The sequence below is a fragment of the Ammonifex thiophilus genome (assembly GCF_003368535.1).
GTDB lineage: Bacteria > Bacillota > Desulfotomaculia > Desulfotomaculales > Ammonificaceae > Ammonifex > Ammonifex thiophilus.
This window is the reverse complement of the sequence record NZ_QSLN01000003.1, coordinates 167563-190636: the sequence shown is the minus strand read 5'-3', so window position 1 is coordinate 190636 and position 23074 is coordinate 167563. Positions and strand designations below refer to the sequence as shown.

26 protein-coding genes and 1 pseudogene are annotated in these 23074 nt (G+C 59.3%); 23 read left to right on the top strand and 4 right to left on the bottom strand.

The genetic code is table 11. The features are described 5' to 3' along the window. Positions 1 to 318 precede the first annotated feature (318 nt). Together DXX99_RS04395 and DXX99_RS12095 are read left to right on the top strand one after the other, a co-directional pair. On the top strand, positions 319 to 942 hold the full coding sequence (locus tag DXX99_RS04395; RefSeq protein ID WP_115792296.1) for a Spy/CpxP family protein refolding chaperone: 624 nt from the start codon (positions 319 to 321) through the stop codon (positions 940 to 942). Positions 943 to 1013: 71 nt separating this feature from the next. Further along, a pseudogene (locus DXX99_RS12095) lies at positions 1014 to 2284 on the top strand (RNA-guided endonuclease InsQ/TnpB family protein). 153 nt (positions 2285 to 2437) lie between these two features. On the opposite strand, the gene DXX99_RS04385 reads toward DXX99_RS12095, so the two are convergent. Then, the gene (locus DXX99_RS04385) at positions 2438 to 3859 is read right to left on the bottom strand and encodes a sensor histidine kinase (RefSeq protein WP_115792295.1); all 1422 of its coding nucleotides are present in this window, start codon (positions 3857 to 3859) and stop codon (positions 2438 to 2440) included. Further along, positions 3840 to 4553 carry a response regulator transcription factor gene (locus DXX99_RS04380; RefSeq protein ID WP_115792294.1) on the bottom strand — a complete coding sequence of 238 codons (714 nt, stop codon included), beginning with the start codon at positions 4551 to 4553 and terminating at the stop codon, positions 3840 to 3842. The genes DXX99_RS04385 and DXX99_RS04380 overlap by 20 nt, the downstream gene beginning before the upstream one ends. A gap of 131 nt (positions 4554 to 4684) precedes the next feature. On the opposite strand from DXX99_RS04380, the gene DXX99_RS04375 reads away from it, so the two are divergent. The 18 genes from DXX99_RS04375 (at position 4685) to DXX99_RS04290 (ending at position 19193) form a co-directional block, all read left to right on the top strand. After that, positions 4685 to 5884, top strand: a complete 1200-nt coding sequence (locus DXX99_RS04375) for an SEC-C domain-containing protein (protein WP_134642950.1) — start codon at positions 4685 to 4687, stop codon at positions 5882 to 5884. Positions 5885 to 5891: 7 nt separating this feature from the next. Further along, on the top strand, positions 5892 to 6503 hold the full coding sequence (locus DXX99_RS04370; RefSeq protein ID WP_115792292.1) for a DedA family protein: 612 nt from the start codon (positions 5892 to 5894) through the stop codon (positions 6501 to 6503). After that, positions 6491 to 6850 (top strand): CGGC domain-containing protein, encoded by a 360-nt coding sequence (locus DXX99_RS04365; protein WP_115792291.1) that lies wholly within the window; start codon positions 6491 to 6493, stop codon positions 6848 to 6850. The genes DXX99_RS04370 and DXX99_RS04365 overlap by 13 nt, the downstream gene beginning before the upstream one ends. A gap of 25 nt (positions 6851 to 6875) precedes the next feature. Further along, a complete protein-coding gene (locus tag DXX99_RS04360) occupies positions 6876 to 8048 on the top strand; it encodes a glycosyltransferase family 4 protein (protein ID WP_115792290.1) in 1173 nt (390 codons plus the stop codon). After that, positions 8023 to 9204, top strand: a complete 1182-nt coding sequence (locus DXX99_RS04355) for a sensor histidine kinase (RefSeq protein ID WP_115792289.1) — start codon at positions 8023 to 8025, stop codon at positions 9202 to 9204. Before DXX99_RS04360 ends, DXX99_RS04355 begins: the two co-directional genes overlap by 26 nt. Then, the gene (locus DXX99_RS04350; RefSeq protein ID WP_115792288.1) at positions 9176 to 9817 is read left to right on the top strand and encodes a response regulator; all 642 of its coding nucleotides are present in this window, start codon (positions 9176 to 9178) and stop codon (positions 9815 to 9817) included. Before DXX99_RS04355 ends, DXX99_RS04350 begins: the two co-directional genes overlap by 29 nt. A 113-nt stretch (positions 9818 to 9930) precedes the next feature. Next, entirely contained in the window at positions 9931 to 10104 is a 174-nt protein-coding gene (locus DXX99_RS04345; RefSeq protein WP_115792287.1) for a Flp family type IVb pilin, read from the top strand. A gap of 86 nt (positions 10105 to 10190) precedes the next feature. Further along, positions 10191 to 10670, top strand: a complete 480-nt coding sequence (locus DXX99_RS04340) for an A24 family peptidase (protein WP_115792286.1) — start codon at positions 10191 to 10193, stop codon at positions 10668 to 10670. Then, positions 10661 to 11047 carry a TadE/TadG family type IV pilus assembly protein gene (locus DXX99_RS04335; protein WP_115792285.1) on the top strand — a complete coding sequence of 129 codons (387 nt, stop codon included), beginning with the start codon at positions 10661 to 10663 and terminating at the stop codon, positions 11045 to 11047. Before DXX99_RS04340 ends, DXX99_RS04335 begins: the two co-directional genes overlap by 10 nt. A 7-nt stretch (positions 11048 to 11054) precedes the next feature. Continuing rightward, positions 11055 to 11951, top strand: a complete 897-nt coding sequence (locus DXX99_RS04330; protein WP_115792284.1) for a pilus assembly protein TadG-related protein — start codon at positions 11055 to 11057, stop codon at positions 11949 to 11951. 12 nt (positions 11952 to 11963) lie between these two features. Further along, positions 11964 to 12665: a Flp pilus assembly protein CpaB gene (gene cpaB, locus DXX99_RS04325; protein ID WP_115792283.1), complete on the top strand. Its 702-nt coding sequence runs from the start codon at positions 11964 to 11966 to the stop codon at positions 12663 to 12665. Positions 12666 to 12678: 13 nt separating this feature from the next. Continuing rightward, positions 12679 to 13854 (top strand): CpaE/TadZ family protein, encoded by a 1176-nt coding sequence (locus DXX99_RS04320; RefSeq protein ID WP_165847710.1) that lies wholly within the window; start codon positions 12679 to 12681, stop codon positions 13852 to 13854. Positions 13855 to 13875: 21 nt separating this feature from the next. Continuing rightward, positions 13876 to 15210, top strand: a complete 1335-nt coding sequence (locus tag DXX99_RS04315; protein WP_115792281.1) for a TadA family conjugal transfer-associated ATPase — start codon at positions 13876 to 13878, stop codon at positions 15208 to 15210. A gap of 13 nt (positions 15211 to 15223) precedes the next feature. Further along, positions 15224 to 16171 carry a type II secretion system F family protein gene (locus DXX99_RS04310; protein WP_115792280.1) on the top strand — a complete coding sequence of 316 codons (948 nt, stop codon included), beginning with the start codon at positions 15224 to 15226 and terminating at the stop codon, positions 16169 to 16171. Further along, positions 16172 to 17083, top strand: a complete 912-nt coding sequence (locus DXX99_RS04305; RefSeq protein ID WP_115792279.1) for a type II secretion system F family protein — start codon at positions 16172 to 16174, stop codon at positions 17081 to 17083. A 4-nt stretch (positions 17084 to 17087) separates the two neighbouring features. Continuing rightward, positions 17088 to 17441 (top strand): DUF192 domain-containing protein, encoded by a 354-nt coding sequence (locus DXX99_RS04300; protein ID WP_115792278.1) that lies wholly within the window; start codon positions 17088 to 17090, stop codon positions 17439 to 17441. A gap of 61 nt (positions 17442 to 17502) precedes the next feature. After that, positions 17503 to 18027, top strand: coding sequence for a nitroreductase family protein (locus DXX99_RS04295; RefSeq protein WP_115792277.1), 525 nt, complete (start codon positions 17503 to 17505; stop codon positions 18025 to 18027). 17 nt (positions 18028 to 18044) lie between these two features. Then, a complete protein-coding gene (locus tag DXX99_RS04290; RefSeq protein WP_115792276.1) occupies positions 18045 to 19193 on the top strand; it encodes an iron-containing alcohol dehydrogenase family protein in 1149 nt (382 codons plus the stop codon). On the opposite strand, the gene DXX99_RS04285 is transcribed toward DXX99_RS04290, so the two are convergent. Then, positions 19190 to 20284, bottom strand: coding sequence for a DUF763 domain-containing protein (locus DXX99_RS04285; protein ID WP_115792275.1), 1095 nt, complete (start codon positions 20282 to 20284; stop codon positions 19190 to 19192). The genes DXX99_RS04290 and DXX99_RS04285 overlap by 4 nt on opposite strands. A gap of 86 nt (positions 20285 to 20370) precedes the next feature. Here DXX99_RS04285 and DXX99_RS04280 point away from each other — a divergent pair, with 86 nt between their 5' ends. Genes DXX99_RS04280 through DXX99_RS04275 form a run of 3 tightly spaced genes read left to right on the top strand, consistent with a single transcriptional unit; the run spans position 20371 to position 22611 of the window. Then, complete coding sequence (locus DXX99_RS04280) at positions 20371 to 21075, top strand: sigma-70 family RNA polymerase sigma factor (protein ID WP_165847709.1); 705 nt, start codon at positions 20371 to 20373, stop codon at positions 21073 to 21075. After that, positions 21072 to 22106 carry an anti-sigma factor domain-containing protein gene (locus DXX99_RS11860; RefSeq protein WP_240610811.1) on the top strand — a complete coding sequence of 345 codons (1035 nt, stop codon included), beginning with the start codon at positions 21072 to 21074 and terminating at the stop codon, positions 22104 to 22106. The genes DXX99_RS04280 and DXX99_RS11860 overlap by 4 nt, the downstream gene beginning before the upstream one ends. Then, the gene (locus DXX99_RS04275) at positions 22075 to 22611 is read left to right on the top strand and encodes a rhomboid family intramembrane serine protease (RefSeq protein WP_240610810.1); all 537 of its coding nucleotides are present in this window, start codon (positions 22075 to 22077) and stop codon (positions 22609 to 22611) included. The genes DXX99_RS11860 and DXX99_RS04275 overlap by 32 nt, the downstream gene beginning before the upstream one ends. A 46-nt stretch (positions 22612 to 22657) precedes the next feature. On the opposite strand, the gene DXX99_RS04270 is transcribed toward DXX99_RS04275, so the two are convergent. Then, a complete protein-coding gene (locus tag DXX99_RS04270) occupies positions 22658 to 22975 on the bottom strand; it encodes a carbohydrate-binding protein (RefSeq protein ID WP_115792272.1) in 318 nt (105 codons plus the stop codon). Between the last annotated feature and the right edge of the window lie 99 nt (positions 22976 to 23074).

Genomic DNA, 23074 nt, shown 5'->3' with positions numbered 1-23074 from the left:
TATAATCTGCATAGAGACCTCACCCTCCTGAGTGGTTGGATTGTCAACTACTCGTCCCTGGCAAAAGGACGGTGAGGTCTCTTCTTCTTTTTCTCCTCCCTCGGCTCCTGCAAGAACTCCTACGGTAGGTAACTTTACACTAACCTTTACCGGCGGCCACTCGTAACTAGGGGCTGGCACCATGAACTTCGCGGTGCCTTATGAACCTCCGGATACCGAACAGTATGTACGATGGTGTGAGTTGAGGAATTTTAACCCTCTTGTCACAATTTCGTCACAAGTCCGGGTTAGACTAGACCTTGGAAAGGGGGTGGGGAGATGTGGCGTAGCAAGAAGTTCCTGGTCGCGTTGGTGTTGGTGCTGACTTTGGCTTTTGCGGTTCCGGTCTTCGCCCAGACGGCGGCCGGCAAGCAGCAGGGCATCCCGGCGAACAGGCCAAACCTGGGGCAAGAGCTGGGTTTGACTTCCGAGCAGTTGGCCCAGATCCGCGATATCCAGCAGCAGATGTACAACCAGACGCGGGACCTGCGCATCAAGCTCATGGACGCCATGTTCGAGTTGCGGCAGCTGCGCTGGCAGGAGAACCCGGACCAGGCGGCCATTGACGCCAAGATCAAGGAGATCGAAAACCTGCGCGACCAGCTCCGCCAGGCCGCTCAGGAATACCGCCAGAAGATGGATTCGGTCCTGACACCCGAGCAGAAGGAAAAGCTCCAGTCCTTGCGCGGTTCCGGGGAGTGGCGCGGCCGCGGAGGTATGGGGCTTCGGTGGCCCATGCTTCGGTGGGGCACCGCTCGGTCCCGCCAGCTCCCTGTAACCAAAGACACCGAAACTGGGGGAGTTTTCGCTCCCCCAGTTTATAAAAACCGCCGCGGGAAGACCCGCCTCCTCCAGGGGGCGGATCGACCACGGCGGCCGGTCTTTGTGCTACAATTAACCTGAGTACCACATTCCAGAAAAAGGAGGTGAAAAGCGTAGCCTGGAGCGATAAGTCACACCCTCACCGCCTCCTGCTGACCAAACAGTTCCCGCTGGGTAAAGATAAGCTGTCGGTCTTCCAACCCATCATGCAGGCGGCAAACCGCATCTGGAACTCCTGCGTCTGGCACAGCCGAGAAACCTTTAAGCAGGAGAACCGTTGGCCGACAAAGACAGAGCTAAAGGCGAAGTTTAAGCTCTTCGCTGCATGGAAGGAACTCCACTCCCAGTCGGCCCAGGCGGCGGTGGAAGAGTACTTCGAGGCTGTGTCGAGCTACCGCAAACACAGGGAGAACGGCCACCTGGAAATGAACCCGCCGGGCTTCAAGCCGAAAAACCACCTCCGCACCGTCACCTGGAAGAGGCAGGGCTTCGATGTCGACGGCAGCAACCTCGTGTTGAAGCTCTCACGCGGGAAGGAGCCTATCAAGGTCGCGCTGCCCGAAGGGTGGGACGTGGTCGTCCTGCCGGACGGCACGGAAGTAAAGGGCATCCCGGTCGAGGTCAAGGTGAAGGCGGTTGTCCGCCGCTGCAGAGTGGAAAACCTGGTGCTCCACGTGACCCTCGACCTGGGAGTGATTCCCGTTCGCCGTGCGGGTGCCGTCTCGGCCTACGACTACAACTCCGGCCTGGTGGCGCGGGCCACGTCAGACGGCCAGCTCGACCTCTTCGTCTGCCGGGAGCTCCTGGCCCAGGTGCAGTACAGGAACAAGGTTCTGGCTGGGTTCCAGGCGAGGATGAGCCGCCTAAAGGAAGGCTCCCGCAGGTGGAAGAGGTGTCTTTCCGCAAAGGCGCGTGTGTTGAAGAGACTTGACCGCCGCATAAGGCAGATGGAGCACGCTTTGACGAAGCTCTTCGCGGAACTGGATGAAGCAGAGGGTGGGGCCTTTGCGGTAACGGGGAACTTGACCAACCTGCGCCGTTCCGCCCGTACCGGAATGAAGGGCAAAAAGGCCAGTCAGAAGATCAACCAGATGGCCTACGAGCGGCTGCAGTTGGAACAGCGCTACAAGAACTCATGCGGGGCATTGAGACCGACACCTGGACGGAAAGAAACACATCTTCCACATGTTGTCTCTGTGGTGCCCGCAACCCTGCCTGGCGGAGACACCGCGGTCTGTGGGTGTGCGGGAGGTGCGGGCTGGTCCTGCAGGCCGACCTCAACGGCGCAGCCAACCTCTTAAAGCAGTACCTCTTCGGCAGCTGCAGCGGCACAGCGCTGCCTTTTACCTTCAAGGAAGTACGGGTCTGGCGCTGGGACGGGAGGCTGAACCGGTTTGTGCAAGTATCTCCAAGGGCTGCATAAGCGGTACCTGGAGTAGTCGGGACGGCAGTGACGGTCCCCTCCGGGAGACCCTCCGGCGACGGGTCAAAAAGGGTCGTGTGCACCGGTGTAACCCGGCAGGTGCATGCACCTGCCGTGAAGGCAAACCCTACACCTTAAGGTGTAGGGAGGAAGTCACTTTGCTGCCGGAAGTATCACTTTGAAGGTGCTCCCTTCACCGGGTCGGCTTTGGACCTCGACCCGCCCCCCGTGCAGTTCCACGATCTGCTTTACTATGGCCAGGCCAAGACCACTGCCGCCGGTGGTACGGGCACGGGCCTTGTCGCTCCGGTAGAATTTCTCCCAAATATAAGGCAGTTCCTCTGGCGGAATGCCGGGACCGGTATCCTGAACGGTGAGGGCTACCCCTTCCGGCGCGGATTCTATCCTGAGGGTGACGCTTCCGCCAGCGGGAGTAAACCGGAAGGCGTTATCGAGCAAGTTAATGATGACCTGCTCCAGCCGGTCTTTATCACCTAAGACAAGGGGAACGGGGGATACCTCGACCTGGAAGTGAAGCTTGGAAGCCTCCGGCGCTGCTTGGAACCGAGCGGCCACCTGTCTGGCAATTTCTCCTAGGTCCAGCTTCTCCTGCTGGATTTTGAGCGCTCCCGTTTCCAGGCGGCGGAGGTCAAGAAGCTCGTCAGTCAACCGCTTCAGCCGCTCCACTTCTTCCCGGATGGTATCGAGGTAGAGCTTCATTTCCTCGGGTGTTACCATACCGTCGAGGATGGCCTCCGTGTAACCCTGGATGATGCTGAGCGGGGTGCGCAGCTCGTGGGAAACGGCTGCCACAAAATCCCGTCGCGCGGCGTCCATGCGTTTAAGCTCGGCGATCCGCTTTTCCAATTCCACCGCCAACTTATTGAGCGATACGGCCAGACGGGCTACCTCGTCCTGGCCTGTCACTACCGCCCGGGCCGCATAGTCACCGGCGGCCATTGCCTCGGCTACCTTCTCCATCGCCACCAGGCGCTGGCTAAAATGGCGAGCAACAAATAAACTCAAGAGGCCAGCAAGCACTACCCCGCCCAGAAGGGCTACCACCAGAGTTACCTCAAGGCCCCTTACCCTGGCTTCCAGGGAGGCAAGAGGCGCGTAAATGAAAACGCCACCTGCGACTACACTGCCGGAACGAATAGGAACTCCGACCCAGAGGAGGCGTACCCCTTGAAAAAGCGGATGCTCGCCTTCCCGGCAAATCGTTTTGCCGGCCAGCACGGCCGCCACGTCTTCTCCGCTTATAACTGCTCCTTCCCCAAAATGGCGCCATGGGCCCATTCCCCGGCAGTGTTGCACCCGTCCGGCAGCGTCAACAACCAGAACTGTAGCCCGAAAGACCTGGCTTAAGAAGGCAACTCGCTCGCCTACTGCTTGAGGCGATGCTCCGGACGCCAAAAGCCCTGCGAGCTTTTCCGCCTCCGCCACCATCCGGTGGGCTTCAAGGCGGTAATAGGTCCACTTGATCGCCTTGGCTTGTGTCAACCCTAAAAGACCCAGGACTAGGGCGACCAGAAGCACCATGGTCAGCCAGAGCTTAGCCGCTATGCTCCGCATTCCGCACCTCTAGCTTGTAGCCCACACCCCAGACGGTGGCGATGAGCGGGGGTGCCCCTGCCTGATTGAGTTTCTCCCGGAGGCGGGCGATGTGGGTATCTACCGTGCGGGAATCCCCGTAAAAATCGTACCCCCAGACCAGATCTAGGAGTTCTTCGCGGCGGAAGACCTTCCCGGGTGACCTGGCGAGGGTGAGAAGAAGGTCGAACTCCTTTGGAGTGAGAGCTAGGGTTTTTCCGCCTACCGTTACCGTGCGCGCTTCCGGTTCGATTACCACGTTGCCCAAAACGATTTGCTTCCCCGGCGTGAGGCTTTTTCTGGCCCGGCGCAGCACCGCCTTCACCCGCGCCACAACCTCCCGGGGGCTGAACGGCTTCACGATGTAGTCGTCGGCCCCGAGCTCCAAACCGAGCACGCGGTCGATTTCATCACCCCGGGCGGTGAGCATGAGTATCGGCACATCGGAAATTTGCCGGATCTCCCGGCAGACTTCCCAGCCGTCGATCTTGGGCAACATTATGTCCAGGATGACGAGGTCCCAGTGGCCCGAGCGGATCTCTGCCAGTGCTGCTTCACCATCGGCCGCCTCGCCGACTCCGAAGCCTTCTGCCACGAGGTACTTCCGCAGTATTTCCCTGATCCGGTGCTCGTCGTCGACTATCAATATGCGGGCGGGTTCGGTCTTGGCTTGCACCGAGGTCTCCTCCTCTTGCGCGCCTTCTTCGCCGGACTTTCCTCGTTAATTTTAACGTATTTCCTGCCGGTTGACCTTCGCGGTATTGTAACCGGAGCAGGAAAAGCCAAATGAAGGGGGAATATATTAGGGTGAGGCGAGGGCAAGGAGGTCAAGTAGCCATTACTAGCAGAGAGGAAAGGCTTTTTCTGCCCTGTCCCTGCGGCAGTCGTCTTCCCTACATCGATTGCTGCGGCAACAGGGTGGTGAAACTGGAGTCTTTGAGGCTTTCCCGGTTGGCGCGGGGGCTCAAGCGCAAGCTAAGCCACTTCGCCCAGCACCCTGCCTTTACCGAAGCGGCGGTCTGGGCACAGCACCTTTACCTCAGCGAGATAGCTGGCTCGCTCCTTTCTCTGGACGAAGAGTTTGTCGGCGAGCGCTGCTTCGAATGGTTCATTTTTGATTTCCCGGTAGCGGGAGAGCACACGGTACTCGATCTTTTCCTGCGCCTTTACTGGGAAGAGCTGAGCGAGGAAGAGCGCGAATTACTCAGGTTCTGGTGCCGGGCCCCTAACTCTTTCTACGAAGTCAAGGCGGTGGGCAGGGAAAGGATTCTTTTACAGGATCTTTTCAGCCGGGGAAAGTACATCGCCCGCGGGTTCGCCCGGGAAGCGGAGCTGAGCCGGGGGTTAATTCTTTACCTGCGCCTCTTGCGGGTGGGCGAGGAATACGAATTTTCTACCGCCGCCCTCTCACTGGCTCCGGAGACCAAACCGGTAATAAAGGCCTGGCTCAGCCAAGATTACGAAGCTTACAAGGAAGCGCGCGGTAAGAAGCGCCTCCCCTGGTCCACCTACCTGCGGGAAAGGTCGCACCGCATAATGGCCTGGGCTTCTTTCCTAAGCTCCGGACGGGACGAGAAGCGAGCTGAGCAGGAAGGGGTGTGGGGAGAGAAGCTCGACCGCTTGCTGGTTCAGCTCGAGGAGCAACTCTTGCAGAAGGCCACCCTGGGTTCAGTCGCCTGGGAGGAGGAAGAGAGGCTGGAAGAAGAGCAGGCTTGGGCGCGACCGGAGTACGCCGAGGTGGCCCGTCTGGTGGCGCGGGATCTGCGGGCGCGGGGCTCCGGCCCCCAGGTGGGCAGAGCGTTGGCTCTGTGGCACCGCTTCTGCGCCGTGGCCCGCCCGACGATCCGCAAGGCGGCGGCTTGGGTGGCGGCGCTCGTGTACGCTGTAAACCGCCTGGAGGGCAACCGGGCGGTGAACCAGCAGCGGCTGGCGGATGAATACGGTGTGTCCGTCTCCTCCGTTTCGGTAAAGTATCGCCTGCTCTGCCGCTCTTTGGGTCTGGAATAGGAAGAACATGCTGGAGAAGCTGGTAAACCTACTGGTTTACTATCTATCCCTCACCGGCTACTGGGGGATAGCGGTGGGGATGGCTATAGAGAGCTGTAACATCCCCCTTCCCAGCGAGATCATCCTGCCCTTCGGTGGGTTTCTAGCCTACCAGGGGAAAATTACCTTCTGGGAAGCGGTTCTGGCGGGAACTCTAGGGGGGACGGTGGGCTCGGTCATTTCCTATTATCTGGGGCTTAAGGGCGGGCGTCCTTTTCTAGAGCGCTACGGGCACTACCTCTGGATTTCCCCCCGGGAGCTCGCCGTGGCGGAGGCTTGGTTTGCCCGCTACGGCGAAGCCACAGTCTTCTTTACCCGCCTTTTACCGGTCATCCGTACTTTTATCTCCTTCCCCGCAGGGATTGCCCGGATGAACTTGATGCGTTTTATCATCTATACTTTTCTGGGTTCTCTTCCTTGGAGTATGATCCTAACCTATCTGGGCTTCCGCTTGGGAGAGCACTGGGAGGAGGTGAAAGTCTGGCTGCACAAGTACGATGTGGCGGTACTGGTACTGGCGGTTTTGGCTTTGGGTTGGTACTGGGGTCATAAAAGGAGGGGTAAAAATTGGCGCGGATAGTTATTATCGCTTGCAAGAAGATTAGGGATGTCACCTGTGTAAGCTGCATGAAGTGTTTTAAAGGTATAAAGGAAAGGGCGGGGGAATTTTCCCGCTACCAGAACGAGCCCTTGGAGCTAGTGGCCTTAGGCGATTGTGGCGATTGTCCCGGCCTCGTTATGCCCAAGCTTGGGTTAATTAAAGATCTAGCCAAGGTGCTCGATTTCGACTTCGACGTGGTTCACCTAGGAACCTGTATCGTCAAGGCCACCAAGACGGCTCAGTGCCCCATCGATCTGGAGGCTACCGCCCGCCGGATAAAAGAGATTTTGGGCAAAGAAGTAGTAATCGGCACCCACCCCTGGTAAAGCTAAAAGGGGTGAAAGGCAAAGCTTGCGGGTAGGGATTTTTGCCGACAGCTATCTCCCGTATGTAAGCGGGGTGGTCCGGTCTATCGAGACCTTCCGCGAGGAACTGGAAAAGCGGGGGGTCACCTTTTTTCTTTTTGTCCCTTGGTACCCTGGCTGCCAAAAAGAGCCCAACATTTTCCGCTTCTGGGCCTTACCTGCCCCCACCAACCCCGATTTCACCCTCCCTTTACCCTTTTCTCCCCGCCTTGGCTCCACCCTCCGGAGTTTAAAGCTCGACCTCATTCACGTTCATGGCCCCTTCCTCATGGGAAGCTTGGGAGCCCGCTGGGCTCGCCGGCTTAACCTCCCTCTGGTCTTCACCTACCACACCCTTTACGAGGCTTACGTCCACTACTTCCCCTTTCTCCGCTCTTGGGCGCGTGTCCTCACCCGCCGCTACACCGTGAACTTCTGCAACCGCTGCCACTTGGTGCTGGCTCCCTCTCAGGCCATAAAAAGCTATCTCGAGCAAAACGGAGTGAGAGTTCCGGTAGAGGTTTTGCCTACCGGGATAAAGCTTTCTTCCTTCCGAGGAGGGGATAGGGTAGGTTTCCGGCTAAACTTCAACCTTCCCTCTGAGGATAAGGTGCTCGTCTATGTAGGGCGCCTGGGAGAAGAAAAGAACCTGCGCTTTCTTCTGCGTAGCTTTGCCCTGGTGAAGCAAGAGTTCAGAGCGGTCCGGCTCGTCCTGGTAGGAGGGGGGCCGCAAAGAGAAGAGCTAGAAAAGCTGGCCAGATCTTTGGGAATAGGCCAGGAGGTAGTCTTCACCGGTCCCCTCCCGCCCGACAAGGTAAAAGACGCCTACGCAGCGGCCGATCTCTTCGTCATAGCTTCCCTTACCGAAACCCAGGGTTTGGTGGTGGGGGAGGCCAAAGCCGCCGGCCTTCCCGTGGTGGGAGTGGAGGCTAACGGGGTGAAAGAAATGGTGCGGCACGGTATGGACGGCTTTCTCACCCCTCCTGACGAAAAGGCTTTCGCCGCTGCCGTTATCCGTCTATTAAGCGACGAAGAATTGTACCGAAAATTCAAACAAGAGGCGCTCAGAGGTGCAGAGGAGCTTTCCTCCGAGCGCCAGGCCGAGCGGCTACTCGGCCTTTACCGGCAGCTGTTAGCCAGAAGGGACAAGATACATGAGAAGGGGAGAAGTAAAGCCTAAGCTTCTGGAAGAGATCCGGCAAAAACTGGTGTGTCTGATTGAAGAAAACCAGAAGGAGATCATCAGAATTGCGGAGGCAACTGAAGAAGAGATAGCTATTATTAGGCGAGAGCTGGAACAATTGTACGAAGAAGTAAGAAGAGTAATAGATAAAGTGGATGTCCTAACGGTGGAGGAGCGTCGAGCACGTTGGCGGCTGGCCGAGGTAAGCGCTGACTTCAGCCGCTACTCCGAGGCGGACATCAAGGAAGCCTACGAACACGCGCAGCGGTTGCAGGTGGAGCTCTTAAACTTGCGGGCCAAGGAAGAGCTCTTGCGGGCCCGTCGTGACGAGTTGGAGCGAACTTTGAAGCGCCTGCTGGCTACCAAAGAGCGGGCCGAAAAGCTGGCCTCCCGCGTGAGTGTTGTCCTGGAGTACCTGCGTAAAGATTTCCAGGAGCTGGCCGATAACTGGCGAGAGATGCTTTCCCGCCAGGAACTTGCCTTGAAGGTACTGGAGGTTCAGGAAGAAGAGCGACGGCGGGTGGCCAGGGAGATTCACGACGGGCCGGCCCAGGTCATGGCTAACGTGGTTCTGCGGGTGGAGTACTGCCTCAAGCTTATGGAGAAGAGGCCGGAGGCTCTGGGCGAAGAGCTGCGCGCCCTGCAGGAACTGGTCCGGGAAGGCCTACAGGAGGTGCGCAAAATTATTTACGACCTCCGCCCGATGGCCCTTGACGACCTGGGCTTGGTAGCTGCTCTCAGACGTTACTTAGAGGACTTCAGGGCGGCGCGCGGGCTCGAAACGGATTTCGTCCTGCTGGGCAGAGAAAGGCGCCTACCTGCCACCCAGGAGGCGGCTATCTTCCGAATCGTGCAGGAGGCCTTAAGCAATGTAGCCAAACATGCGGCGGCCAGCCGGGTGCTGGTAAAACTGGAGTTCGGCCCCCGGCGGCTGAACCTGGTGGTGAAGGACGACGGTAGAGGATTTGTTCCGGAGAAGGTTTTGGGAGAGCGGCGCGGCTTCGGCCTCTGGAGCATGAAAGAGCGGGCCGAGCTTCTGGGGGGCGAGTTAGGGGTTTTTTCCAATCCGGGGCAGGGGACGGTAATCACCCTCAGCGTTCCTCTGGCAGGGGAGGAAGGGGAAAGTGGAGCGAATAAAGGTGCTGGTGGTTGACGACCACGCGCTGGTGCGGGAGGGCATAAAAAAGCTTCTCCTGGAGGACGAGCGGCTGGAAGTGGTGGGGGAGGCCGGGAACGGCCGGGAGGCGGTGGAGTTGGTGAAGAAGCGGCCGGTGGATGTGGTGCTTTTGGATATAAGCATGCCGGATATGGGAGGAGTAGAAGCCTGCCGGGAGATAAAACGCCTGCGTCCCTCAGTCGCAGTGGTGGCCTTGACCGTCCACGATCAGGAAGAATATTGTCTGGCCATGCTGGAGGCGGGGGCGGCAGGCTATGTGCTGAAAGAGTCCTCTGCGGACCAGCTAGTTGAAGCCATAGTGCGGGCAGCCAAGGGGGAGGAGTACCTTTCTCCCCGCCTGGCCGGGAAGATGGTGAAGTGGTTTAGCCGCGCCGAGAGCAGGCGAGGACTTTGCGGTCTTACCCCTAGGGAAAAGGAGATCCTGCGCCTCTTGGCCTCCGGTCTTAGCAACCGGGAGATAGCCCGCAAACTTTACCTCAGCGAAAAGACGGTAAAGAACCACCTCACCTCCATCTTCCAGAAGATCGGCGTGAGCGACCGCACGCAGGCCGCCCTCTGGGCAGTGAAGCACGGCCTTTCCGAACTTTAAAATTCGGGACTCCGGTCCCAGGAAAAAGAGGACTCCTGCCAGAAGACGGGGAGCCGGGGCTCGCGCTAAGCTGGAAGTGAAAAGTTCTTGAATTCAAGCGGAGGTGAATTAGGATGCTGGCTTTCTGGCGGGAGCTCTGGCGGGATGAAGAGGGGCAGGGGATGGCGGAGTACGGATTGATTCTGGCGCTTATAGCTATCGTGGTCATCGGGGCTCTAACGGTTCTCGGCAAGGCACTTTATGACAAGTTCAACGAGGTAGGCAAGACAGTCCAGGGAACCCAATAAATGACCTCCTACCCCTACAGATCCCTGCCCGGTCCTGGTGGCCGGGTAGGGCTTCTTTAGAGGACTCTCGGCGGGGCGTGGGAAGCATGGCTTATTGGCACCTGCTGGTGTTGGCGGTGGCGGCCGGCGCCATCTACTCGGATCTCCGGTGGCGGCGCATACCTAACTGGCTCCTTTTACCGGCTCTCCTACTGGCCCTGGTTCTGCGGGGCTGGGAAGGGGGTTGGCCTGCCGTCTGGGTGGGACTTCAGGGCTGGCTGGTAGGGATGGGCCTTCTTCTTTTACCCTATCTGCGCCGGGGAGTGGGGGGAGGGGACGTGAAGCTTCTGGGCGTTCTGGGGGCCTGCGGTGGGCCGCTTTTCGCCCTGCACACTTTCCTCCTGGGCGCCGTCCTGGGGGGCTTGGTTTTGCTCTACTTGCTGGTGCGGAGGAGTCTCCTGCGTCCCGCCTTACGGGTGGCTTGGTGGGAGTTCCTTTTACCGGGAAGCTTACCCCTAAGCTCCGGGCTTTTCTTTCCCTACGGGGTCTGCTTTGCCTTGGGAGGGGTGCTGGCTCTATGGTGGTGAGGGAAGAAAAAGGGCAGGCAGCAGTGGAACTGGCCTTAACCCTCCCGCTCCTTCTACTCATCCTTTTCACTTTGGTGGAGTTCGGTAGGGTCTTCTTCGCCTACCTGGTGATCACCAACGCAGCCCGTGAGGGAGCGCGCCTGGCAGCGGTGGGCGGAAGCGATGTAGCAATAGTGAATCGGGTAAAGGATGCGGCAGCGGGGTTAGAGCAGAGCAAATTGCAGGTGGAAGTCTCTCCTCCTGCTTCCGACCGGGTTTCCGGTGCGACGGCCGTGGTCAAGGTGAGTTACCCAATAAATCTTTTCCTGCCTCTGCCCCAGGGTATTCTCTCCAACCCCGTGGTCCTCAAGGCACAGGTCTCCATGCGGGTGGAGTGAGGCCGGTATGTGGTGGGAAAACGAGCGAGGAACCGTGGTGGTGCTGGTAGCCGCTGCCCTCACCTTCCTGCTGGGTTTGGCCGCGCTGGTCGTCGATGGAGGGGGGCTTTTACTGGCCCGCGAGCGCTTGGCCAACGCGGTGGATGCGGCAGCGCTGGCCGGAGTTCAGTTCTTGCCCGGTGATCCCTCCGGAGCAGTGCAAACGGCCTTGGACTACGCGCGGCTAAACGGTGCCGATCCTACCCGAGTCGCGGCGGAGGTGGAACCGGACGGGAGGACGCTAACGGTCCGGGCCTCTCAGCCGGTCCCCTTTTTTCTAGCCCGCGTTCTGGGCCTGGAGAAAGGGGAAGTCAAGGCGCGGGCTAAGGCGCGGGTAGGAGCACCTGAGGCTGTCTTCGGAGTGGTCCCTCTGGGTATTCCCGATCAGCCTCTGGTTTTCGGCAGGCTGTACGTTCTCAAAGTAGGCGGAGGAGCGGGGCAGCAGGGCAATTTCGGGGCCCTGGCCTTGGGTGGCCGCGGGGCTAAAGTGTACGAGAGCAACTTGGCCCAGGGCTACCAGGGCTGGCTCAAGATTGGAGACGTGGTAGAGACGGAGCCCGGTAACATGTCGGGGCCCACGGTCTGCGGGATCGAGGCCCGCATTAGGGGACACGAGAGCTGCACTTGGAACCGACACGATCCCGGGTGCCCCCGGCTGGTAATAGTTCCTGTCTACCGTCCCACGGCGCTGGCGGGCAGGGACGAAGTAGAGATTGTTGGTTTCGCTGCCTTCTTTATAGAGAAAGTAGCGGGGAGAGGAAACGAGTGCTGCGTCACCGGCTATTTCTTGGAGCACCTCACTCAGGCGGGCCGGGGAATGAACGGCAGAGATTACGGTTTGCGTACTGCCAAGCTGATCGAGTGAGGGGGCTTTGAAGTGCGGGCGAAGCTCTTTCTCGTACTTTCTTTTCTCTGTGCGGTGGGAGCGGCCGTAGGCACTTACTTTTATCTGGAGCACCTCAAGGCTACCTACCGGCAGAAGGCGCATTACGTGCCGGTGGTGGTGGCCGCTCAAGACATACCCGCCCGCACCCTGCTTACCTCTTCGCTCCTCAAGCTGCAGGACCTTCCTTCTTCCTGCGTCCATCCCCTGGCGCTGCGCCGGGTGGAGGACGCGGTGGGGCGGGTGACCACGGTGCCCCTGGTGCGGGGAGAGGTTCTCTTGCAGAGCAAGCTGGCATCGAGTAAGGACGAGAAACAGGAGCTGGCTTTAAGCCTGCAGCCGGGGGAGAGGGCGATAACGCTGGCGGTAAACGCGGTAAGCGGCGTGGGGGGAGCGCTTAAACCCGGGGATCGGGTGGATGTGGTGGCTACCTTCGACCTGGAGTCGCAGGGCACTAAGACCACTTACACCGTTTTGGTGGCGGGCAATGTCCGCGTTTTGGCTTTGGGCTCCGGTGGCGAAAAAAAGCCGTACGACACCGTGACCCTGGCCGTCACTCCCCGCCAGGGAGCCCTTATCACCCTGGCGACGGAGCGGGGGTCGGTGAGGCTTTTCTTGCGTGGACCTAAAGAGCAAGAGGCGACTCAGCTCCTGCCAGTTAAGCTGCCGGATTTGCTGGAAGCGGGGAAGCCCTAAGGAGGGGGTAAAGGTGGCTAAGATTCGGGTTCTCATAGCCGATGACGTGCCGCGCACGCGTGAGGAAATAAAACGGCTACTGGCCTTCGAGGAGGACATAGTGGTGGTAGGCGAGGCGGGAGACGGGGAAGAGGCTCTGCGGCTGGTAGAGGAGCAGGTTCCCGATGTGGTGCTCATGGACATAAACATGCCTGGGCTTGACGGCATTGCCGCTACCGAGGCTATAAGTGAGCGTTTTCCCCAAACAGGGGTGGTGATCATCTCCATTCAGGGAGAACAGGAATATCTCCGGCGGGCCATGGCAGCGGGCGCCAGCGATTACCTCATCAAGCCTTTCACCGCCCAAGAGATGGTGGACGCGGTGCGTCGCGTCTGGGAGAAGAACCAGCGCCGGCGGGCTATGACGGCCGTGCGCACCGGGGAGGGCAAGGAGGAAGTTGGCCGGGTAGTGGTCTTTTTCGGCAGTAAGGGGGGTGTGGGGAGAACTACCTTAGCCTGCAACTTGGCTGTACTCTTGGCCCGCCGGGGAAAGCGGGTGAGTTTGGTCGATTTCGATTTAGCGAGTGGCGATGTGGCGCTGTTCTTTAACCTGGATAGGGGGCGGGGAGTGGCGGAGCTGGCGCTTGAGCCTTCCTTGACCCCGGAGACGATAGAGGGCTATCTGCTAAACCACGTCACCGGGGTTAAGATCCTACGAACCGGAGAGTTCTCGGAAGAAACCTTGCCCCGCCTCGGACTGGGCACAGAAATCTTGACTTCCCTAAAGGTAAAAACGCAGTACGTGCTGGTAGACACTCCTCCTTTCTTCTGTTCTTTGACCGAAGAGGCGTTGCTTGCCGCCGACGAAATCGTGGTGGTGGGAAGAAATGACCTCCCCGGGCTCAGGCGACTCAAGACCGATCTCCAATTTTTGAAAGAAAAAGGGTATACTGGTAGGATCTGGACAGTGCTGAACCAGGTGGGAGAGGAAGGCGTGGACCGGGCAGGACTGGAGAAAGCGCTGGGGATGAAGCTTAAGGCGGTTTTGCCGGTGGAATGGCGGGCTTGCCGACAGGCAGTAAACAAGGGTAATCCCCTGGTCCTGGAGGCTAAGGGCACGCGCCTGGCACAGGCGCTGGAAAACTTCGCTACCCAGCTTTCCGGCGAAGAAGCCGACCGGGGATTCTGGCGTAAAGTGCTGAGACGTTAAGTTTCTTGAGGGGGGAAGCGGATGCCTTTTTACGGGCCTTTTTCCACCGGTGAGCGAAGCCCAGCAGGAGGAAAGCCCTCGTTCCGCTCGAAAGCCGAAATTTACCAGGATCTGAAAGTGCAGCTTCACAAACTCTTGGTAGCAGAATTAGGCGATCGCTTCACCGGCGACACCGGTGTTTCCGATGAAGAGGTGGAACGGGTGGCAAGGGCGCTGGTGGAGAGGCATGGGGGCAGCCTTCCTCGTTTCGAGCAGCAACGCTTGGCGGAGGAGCTGGTGCAAGAGGCTTTGGGGCTGGGGCCCATCACCCCTTTCCTGGAAGACCCGGAGATTTCGGAGATCATGGTCAACGGCCCACACCAGGTTTACGTGGAGCGCAAGGGGAAGCTGGAACTGACCCCGGTTACCTTTCGCGACGATGCCCATGTTCTTCAAATCATCGAGCGTATTGTGGCCCCTCTGGGGAGGCGGATAGACGAGAGTGTACCCATGGTGGATGCCCGCCTGCCAGATGGCTCGCGGGTCAACGCTATAATTCCTCCTCTGAGCTTGAACGGGCCGGTCCTCACCATTCGCAAGTTCTCCGCCACTCCACTCACCATGGAAGACCTCATTCGCCTGGGCACCCTTACCCCTTCCATGGCTCGTTTCCTGGAAGCCTGCGTCAAGGCGAGGCTCAATATCGTAGTCTCGGGCGGGACGGGCAGCGGTAAAACCACTCTTCTTAACGTGCTCTCTTCCTTTATCCCGCCCGATGAGCGGATCATCACCATCGAGGATGCGGCCGAGTTGCAGCTTCGGCAGGAGCACGTGGTGCGTCTGGAGTCCCGTCCCCCCAACATTGAGGGCAAAGGGGCGGTGACCATCCGGGATTTGGTGCGCAACGCTTTGCGCATGCGCCCCGACCGCATTGTGGTGGGAGAGGTGAGAGGGGGGGAGGCGCTCGACATGCTACAGGCCATGAATACCGGGCACGACGGCAGCCTTACCACCGCCCACGCTAACTCTCCTCGCGACCTCCTTTCCCGCCTCGAGACGATGGTCTTGATGGCGGGAATGGAGCTCCCCGTGCGGGCTATCAGGGAACAGATCGCTTCGGCTCTGGATCTTATAGTGCATGCCAGCCGCTTTAAAGATGGCTCGCGCAAGGTGACCCACATAACCGAGGTGCAGGGGATGGAAGGGGACGTGATCGTGCTGCAGGACCTTTTCCTTTTCCGCCAAACGGGAGTGGGGCCGGATGGCAAGGTTTTGGGGGAGTTCGTCTGCACGGGCATCCGCCCCCGCTGTGCCGAGCGGCTGGCTGCGGCCGGCGTGGAGTTGGATGGTCGTCTTTTTGCTCCCTCTTCTTGGTGAGGAGTGATCTTCGTTGAGCGTAGCCATATCCTTCACTTTGTTCGCTTCCCTCCTTTTCTTGGTCTTGGCCTGGAAGGAGCGGCGGGAAGAATTAGGAAGGATCGTCCAGCAGCGTCTGAGCGAGTCTAAAGGCGGTGAAGCGCAAGTTTTCCTCTGGCGGGAGCGGCTGCAAAGAGGGCTCAAGGCCCTTTTGGAGGCCTCTGGCTTTACTTCCCGGCTGCGGGCGCGGCTGGAGAGAGAGCTATCTCAGGCCGACCTATCCCTCAGGGGGGAGGAGTTCCTCCTCATGGAGCTGGGGTTTTTCTGCAGCGGGGGTTGGCTCGGCTACGCCGGGATCCGGAGCTTCCTGGGGGCGGCGGTAGGAGCGGCTTTAGGCGGGCTTGTCCCTCTCTTCTACCTGCGCTACCTCCGCCGGCAGCGCCTGGCCCGCTTCCAGTCCCAGCTGCCCGATGCTCTAAGCCTCATGGCTAACACCATGCGAGCCGGTTTCGGCCTGCTTCAGGCTATGGACGTGGTGCGGCGGGAAATGCCCCCTCCTATAAGCCAAGAGTTCGGGCGCGCCCTGACGGAGCTCGGCCTGGGTATGGGGGTGGAGGAGGCACTGGAGCGCCTTTCGCACCGAGTGCCCAGCGAAGACCTGGACCTGGCGGTGACGGCGGTGATCATTCAGCGCCAGGTGGGGGGGAACTTGGCCGAAATTTTGGACAGCATCGCCGCCACCATAAGGGAGCGGGTGAGGCTTAAAGGGGAGATTCGGGCTCTCACCGCGCAGGGGCGTATATCCGCCCTGATAATCGGCCTTCTTCCTTTAGTTCTCGCCCTTATCCTTTCTCTGATCAACCCCGGCTACTTACTTACCTTGGTCTACGAACCTCTGGGGCGCCTCATGCTCGGCCTTGGGGCCGCCGGAGAGATCGTGGGCGTTTTGCTCTTGCGCAAGATAACGGAGGTGGAGTTCTAGATGGGTACCTGGCTCGGCCTTCTTTGGGGCTTAAGCCTAGCCCTTCTGGGACTTTCCTTTTGGAGCCGCCAGCGGGAAAAAGAGTCCAGCCTTTGTCAGCGGCTTACCGGCATCGAGGCGACCTGGCGGGGGCAGGAGCTGAGGGAACCTCTGTTCCGGCGCCTTTGCAAGCCTTGGCTGGCGAAGCTGGGCAGGTTGGGAGGGCGCTTCTTCCCCGGAGGTGGCCGAAAGGAGATATGGGGGAATCTGTTGGCTATGGCCGGACACCCCTGGGGGTTGGGGGTGAACGAGTTTCTAGCGCTCAAGGTGCTGGCAGCCGTAACCGGCGGGATGACTTCTGCCCTCCTCTTCTGGCACCTGACGCCCTTCGCCGCTTCCCTGTGGGGAGCGTTGGGGTGGCTTTTAGGCTTTCTTTTCCCCGATTTTCTGCTTCGGAGCCGCATCCGCCGGCGCCAGCGGGAGGTGAGGCGGCAGCTTGGCGAGGTTATCGACCTGCTCACCGTGAGCGTAGAAGCGGGATTGGGATTTGAAGGGGCGCTTACGCGGGTGGTAGAGAAGATGGACGGCCCCCTGCCCCAAGAGATCCGACGAACTCTGCAGGAGATTAGGGTGGGAAGGCCGCGGCGGGAGGCGCTGCGGGAGATGGCTCAGAGGGTGGGGGTGGAAGAGCTTCTCTCCTTTGTAGGGGCGGTGATCATGGCCGAGCAAATGGGAGTTTCTCTGGCCAAGGTGCTACGCTTGCAGTCCCAGGAGCTACGCCGCCGGCGCCGACAGCAAGCGCAGGAAGCGGCCTTCAAGGCACCCGTGAAAATGCTTCTTCCTCTGGTACTTTGCATCTTTCCGGCCACTTTCGTGGTGTTGCTCGGCCCGGCGGTGCTGCGGATAATGCGTTTCTTCGGCAAGGGCTTTTGAGGCTATGGAGCAGAAGGTCTTAAACCTTACCCGCAACCACCTCTTGGTAACCAGGCTTTACGAGGCGCGTACTTTCGGCCAGCGCTTGCGGGGACTCATCGGTAGAGCTCCGCTTAAGCCCGGCGAGGGATTGCTCATCGAACCCTGCCGGGCGGTCCACACTTGCTTCCTTTCTCACCCGATAGATGTCCTTTTCTATGATGGCGAGAAAAGGGTGGTGGCCCTTTTCCCCTCCCTTTTACCCTGGCGCTTCACCCCTTTCATCGGCCGAGCTCAAGGGGTTCTGGAGTTGCCCTCCGGGATCTTAGAAGTTTCCGGTACTCAGATCGGGGACGAGCTCGGTTTTGAGCAGGATTGAAGAGAAAAGTGCCTAAGATAATATTTTATGGAGATTTTCAAGCTTACGGGTGGTGAGACGGGTGCCTGCCAAAGTGCTGGAGGTCATTAAAAAGCGCTGCTCCGTGCGCCAGTATAAAGAAGATCCCGTACCGCGCGAGCTTATAGAGCAAATCTTGGAGGCGGCGCGCTGGGCTCCCTCGGCAGGCAACTTGCAGCCCTGGTTCTTTTACGTCATAACCGATCCCGGGAGGCGCCGCTGCCTGGCGGCAGCCGCCTGGGGACAAAGGTTTGTGGGCGAGGCGCCGGTGCTCATCGTGGTCTGTGCCGAGCCTCAGCGTTCCGCTCAGCACTACGGGGAAAGAGGGAGATCCCTTTACTGTATTCAGGACACGGCGGCGGCCATACAGAATCTTTTGCTGGCTGCCACGGCCTACGGCCTGGGGACTTGCTGGGTGGGGGCTTTTGACGAAAACCAGGTACGCCACTGCTTGGGTATACCTCCTGAGCGGCGGCCGGTGGCCATAGTGACCTTAGGGTATCCCCAGTCCTGGCCGGAGAAGCGCACCTCACGTCGCCCCCTGGACGAAATAGTGAAGTTCTTGTAAAAGGAGAGGCAGAAGCGATGCTTTTCGATCTGTACCTGCCTGCGCGGGTTCTCTTCGGCCCCGGGAGCACTTATCGCTTGGGAGAAGAGGCGCAACGCTTCGGAAATAAAGTGCTCTTGGTGACGGGGCGCCGTAGCTTAAAGGAGTCGGGTAATTTCGAGCGGGTGACCATGCCCTTCGTGGCGGCCAAGCTGGAGTTCGCCCTTTACGACCGGATTCCTCCCGAACCCACTTTGGAAACGGTGGAGGATCTCCGGCACTTCCTGCGGGAGGAAAAGTGCGATGTGGTGGTGGCCGTAGGGGGCGGGAGCGTGCTGGATACGGTGAAGGCGGCAGCCGGTCTTTTCTATGAGGAAGGAACGGTGAAGGAGTATTTCTACGGACGGGAGATCACCAAGCCCAAATTCCCCTGGATAGCCGTACCGACCACGGCCGGCAGCGGTTCCGAGGCCACCACCAACGCCGTGCTCAAGGATCCCGAGGTGCCCAAAAAGCAGAGCTTGCGCCATCCTTTCTGGCTGCCCGACGTGGCCGTGGTGGACCCTATTTTGACCATGTCTCTTCCTCGCGAACTCACCGCTCGCACCGGGCTCGACGCCCTTACCCACGCAGTGGAGGCCTACACCTGTCGCTTTACCAACCCCTTCAGCGATGCGGTAAGCCGGGAGGCAGTGCGGCTTATTGTGCAGAACATCTATACCGCCTACGCCGTTCCCCGTAACCGGGATGCTCGCGAGAGAATGATGCAGGGCAGTTTCCTGGCCGGGATGGCCATCCAGAGTGCGGGAGTAGGGGCAGTACACGCGTTGGCTCATGTGCTAGGGGCGCGCTACAACCTGCCGCACGGGTTGGCCTGCGGGATGCTCCTGCCCCATGTCATGAGCTTTAATCTTCCCTTGGTGGAAGACAAGTACGCCCAGCTGGCGGTGGCGGCGGGTATAGTGCCTCCCGCCACACCTGCTCCCCAGGCGGCCGAGCGCTTTGTCGGTTATGTCCGGCTACTTACTGCCAAGTTGGGCCTGCCTACACGGCTGCGGGAAGTAGGGGTAAAGGAGGAAGATCTGCCCTCCATAGTAGAGGAAGCTTTGACAGCCGGCTCCATGGCTCGGAACCCGCGCCGGGCCTCGCGGGAAGACCTTCTGGAGCTTTTAAAAGCGATGTTTTAAGGGAGCTCGGGGAAAAGGCGGGCTAACCGTCTTAAAGCCTCCCGCTTGTCGTTCATTCCTAGTTTGGCCCTTTCCACCGCCCGGGAAAGCACCCGAATGCTGTGGGTCATGGTCGCCCGGTCCACCGGGTAGGGATGCCCGTCTTTACCTCCGTGGGCGAAGGCGAAGCGGGCCGGATCACGATAGCTTAGAGGGGTGCCGTAGACGAGCTCGGCTATGAGGCTTAAAGCCCGCAGCCCTTGCGCCCCTATGCCGGGAGTTTCCAGGAGCGAGAGGAAGTCGGCCGGGAGCCTTTCGTAGGTGCAAAGGAAAACCGTTTTCAGGCGTCGGGGGTTAAGATCGGAGAGCCAGAGCTGGTGTCGGCGGGGCAGATCGAGAACCTTTTCTTTAAGCCCGGAAAGCCACTTCACCAGCTTTTCCGGCTGTTCCCGGGCAATTTCGGGCAGTAGGTCGCGGGTGGCGCGGCTTTCCCGGGCTACCAGGTTCAAAACGAACTCCTCCCGCCGCTCGCTGCATATGGCCGCATGGGGCTCCTCGACCGGATCGGGGCAGGCGAAAGAAAGCCAATGGTACCGGCGTGCTTCCCGGCGCTCGGCATTCATCCCCTGCTGAACTACCGCCCATTCACCGGAAGAGGTAAAGAAAAAAGTGTGGTGGTAAAGCTCGTAACCGTCCTGAAGGGCACCCTGGTCTATCTTGGCCGCCAGGCGAGAAGCGCGAACCAGCCTTTCCGGATCGACCTTGAGGGAGTGGCGCTCGGCGTGGCGATAAATCTCCTCTGGGGTCTTGAAGCCCGCGGTTCCCTTTCCCCCGCAAATGAAAAGTCCTAGCTCTCTTTCCCGGTGCCGCAAGGCTTCTTTAAGCGCCCCGCAAACGGTGGTAGTTACGCCCGAGGAGTGCCAGTCAAAGCCCAGCACGCAGCCCAGAGACTGAAACCAGAAGGGGTCGCTCAAGCGTTGCAGAACCCCTTCGGCTCCCTCTTCCAGAACCAAGAGTTCCACGATGGCGCGGGCGAGCTCCACCATCTTCTCGAAGAGCCAGGGTGGGCAGCGGCCGTGGTGCAGGGGCAGGTTAGCGATGCCGGTGCGCAAGGTCTTCCTCCTCCCTTTTCCTAAGATTTTAACACCGGATACGCCGGGCGTTCACCCCCAGAAACCACTGCTGGGTCACGAAATTTTTGAGTGAGGGATCGGAGCCGGTGAAGCTTGATCAGCTCCTAGGGCGGGCCCGTGCCGGGGACGGGGAGGCGCGCGAGGAACTACTGCGCCTTTTAAGGCCTTTTGTTCTGCGCGTGGCTTCCCACTTTTTCAAGCGGCCGGTGACCTGGAGTGACGAGGCGGCCAGTGTGGCCTTTTTGGCCCTGAACGAGGCCATAGACCAGCACGACGATAAAAAAGGATCCCCTTTCTTAGCTTTTGCCCGGTGGGTGATAAGGTCACGGCTCATCGACTTTTGCCGCCGAGAAAACTGCTCCTGGGTTTCGCTGGAAGAGGCCGGTTTGCGGGAGAAGGAGGGCGGGGAGGCAGAGCTCGCTTGGGAGCGCAGGGAAGAGATAGAACGTTACGCCGCCCTGCTCTCCGAGTTCGGGATCAAGTTGTCCGACCTAGTCAAGGCCTCGCCCAAGCACCGGGACACCCGGGAAAGGTTTATAAAGGCGGCCAAAGCGCTGGCCAGTGAAGAGGCGCTTTTTGATCAACTGAGGAAGACCAAACGCTTGCCCCTCAATGAGTTGGCTTCGCTCACCGGCATACCGCGCAAGACCTTGGAAAGGGGACGCCGCTACCTCCTGGCTTTGAGTCTAATTTTCGGCTGCCCGGAGGAGTTTCCTTACCTTTACTCCTATCTTCACGGAATCCTCTCCGAGAGGCGGGAAGAAAAGTGAAAGAGGAAAGGGGCCTGGTTTTGTCGGAGAAAAAGGGCAGAGCAATAGTGCTCACCCCCGAGGGGGAATTTCTAGAAGTGGCTTCTGACGGAAGAGGGGTGGGAGAAGAAACCGTTTTTCACCGCCCCGGCTGGAAAAGGAGACTGTACGCTGCGCTGGCCTTGGCTGCTGCCTTCCTGCTGGTGGCCAGCTTTTTCCTCTACTCCTGGTGCTCTCCAGCGCCAGCGGCTTACATCTCTCTGGACCTCAATCCCAGCTTGGAGCTGGGCGTCAACCGGGAGGGAAAGGTCGTTGCCCTGCACCCTTACGATGAGGAGGGGCGTAAACTGTTGGCAGGGGCCGGCATCAAGGGTCTGCCCTTAAAGCAGGTGCTCGGCATCTTATTCGAGCGGGCTTGCTCCTTTGGTTTCCTGCGCTCCGGTTCGGGGGGAGTGGTACTGGTAGCAGTGGTTCAGACCGAACCGGTGCTAGCTCTCCAGGAAGTGGCCTCTTGGGTAGAAGAAGAGTTGACCCGGGACCAGGTGGAGGCCAAGGTGGTGGTGCTCGATCTCCCTCTGGCTTTCGGTAAGGAAGCCCGCCGGGCCGATCTTTCTCCCGGTCGCTACGCTCTCCTCAGAGGGGTGGCTCTCTGGAAAGGAAAGGAACCAAAAGTAGCGGAAATAAAGTGCGTGAGGCTGAGGCAGCTAGAGGAGCGGTACGGAGTGGGGGTAGAGGAGCTGCTCCGCGGGGAGGGGAGAGAAGTTGTGGTGAAGAAAATGAAGCAGGAAACGGGTTCTGGAGGAGCGAAAAAAGGGGGAGGGGGGATAAAAAGGGAAGAGGGTAGCCATCCTTTGAAAGGCAGAAGTGAATCTAAGAGGGGGAAAATTTCTTCAGATGATACCTCTGCGCGACACCATCCGTTCGAAACATTTCCCCATAGTGACGGTGGCCATAATAGCAGCCAATCTTCTCATCTTCCTTTACGAGCTAAGCCTCAGCCACCGGGAGCTGGACCTGCTGGTGAGAACCCTGGGGGTAGTTCCTGCCCGTGAACTTGGTCACCTAGCGCTTGCTCCTTTTTCTTTGGAGACTTACTTCCCTTTCTTGACCTCTATGTTTCTGCACGGGGGCTGGATTCACGTTCTGGGGAACATGCTTTATCTGTGGGTTTTTGGAGACAACGTGGAAGATATCATGGGTCATTTTCGCTTTCTCGTGTTCTACCTCTTCACCGGATTTATAGGCGGTCTTCTGCACGTATGGATGAATCCCGACTCTCACGTTCCCACCATTGGGGCCAGCGGTGCCGTAGCCGGAGTGCTGGGAGCTTATTTCGTGAGCTTTCCCCACTCGCGGGTGCTCACTTTGGTGCCCATATTCATCTTCATCACCCTAGTCGAGCTGCCGGCCGTGCTATTTCTTTTCCTATGGTTTGGGCTGCAGCTTCTAAGCGGGGTGGCCTCTTTAGGGGTGCCGGGGGAGCCGGTGGCTTGGTGGGCTCACATAGGAGGGTTTGTCTCCGGCGCGGTGCTGGTACACGTCTTCCGGCGGCGCTAAAAATTTGGGGCGGGCATCGTGCGCCCGCCCTTTTTTGCCCGCGCTTTTAATGACGGATGTCTGTAGCCCAGTTCCAGCCGCTGTTGTTGTCCCAGTTGTTGGCGCTGTCTTTGAAGCAGAAGTTGATCTCACTCTGGCCATTTACCGGGATGGAGGCCACAAAGGAGCCGTCGGGTTCCCGGCGCATTTCTACCGTATTGACGTTCTTCCACCCGTCGTAGCCGTAGTGGCAGAAGACCCGGTCGGCCCCACTCTTGGCCAAAAGCCCTTTGTAACGGATGAGCACATCCCTTCCCTTGAAGGCGGGAGAGGGGCAGACATCCACGCGATCGTCGAGTATCTGCTTGCCTTTAATTACAAACACCTTTATTCACTCCCTTCGGAGGCTTCAAAAGATTTCGGTAGCTGCTTATAGTCTGCGCCCGCCCATGGTGCTGGTATGCATATTCAGAAAAATTCGAGG

Bases quoted from the DNA above. Each gene is read 5' to 3' on its own strand.
- DXX99_RS04395 (WP_115792296.1), top strand. From the start codon at position 319: ATGTGGCGTAGCAAGAAGTTCCTGGTCGCGTTGGTGTTGGTGCTGACT.
- DXX99_RS04385 (WP_115792295.1), bottom strand. From the start codon at position 3,859: ATGCGGAGCATAGCGGCTAAGCTCTGGCTGACCATGGTGCTTCTGGTC.
- DXX99_RS04370 (WP_115792292.1), top strand. From the start codon at position 5,892: ATGCTGGAGAAGCTGGTAAACCTACTGGTTTACTATCTATCCCTCACC.
- DXX99_RS04355 (WP_115792289.1), top strand. From the start codon at position 8,023: ATGAGAAGGGGAGAAGTAAAGCCTAAGCTTCTGGAAGAGATCCGGCAA.
- DXX99_RS04345 (WP_115792287.1), top strand. From the start codon at position 9,931: ATGCTGGCTTTCTGGCGGGAGCTCTGGCGGGATGAAGAGGGGCAGGGG.
- DXX99_RS04340 (WP_115792286.1), top strand. From the start codon at position 10,191: ATGGCTTATTGGCACCTGCTGGTGTTGGCGGTGGCGGCCGGCGCCATC.
- DXX99_RS04335 (WP_115792285.1), top strand. From the start codon at position 10,661: ATGGTGGTGAGGGAAGAAAAAGGGCAGGCAGCAGTGGAACTGGCCTTA.
- DXX99_RS04330 (WP_115792284.1), top strand. From the start codon at position 11,055: ATGTGGTGGGAAAACGAGCGAGGAACCGTGGTGGTGCTGGTAGCCGCT.
- DXX99_RS04315 (WP_115792281.1), top strand. From the start codon at position 13,876: ATGCCTTTTTACGGGCCTTTTTCCACCGGTGAGCGAAGCCCAGCAGGA.
- DXX99_RS04305 (WP_115792279.1), top strand. From the start codon at position 16,172: ATGGGTACCTGGCTCGGCCTTCTTTGGGGCTTAAGCCTAGCCCTTCTG.
- DXX99_RS04300 (WP_115792278.1), top strand. From the start codon at position 17,088: ATGGAGCAGAAGGTCTTAAACCTTACCCGCAACCACCTCTTGGTAACC.
- DXX99_RS04290 (WP_115792276.1), top strand. From the start codon at position 18,045: ATGCTTTTCGATCTGTACCTGCCTGCGCGGGTTCTCTTCGGCCCCGGG.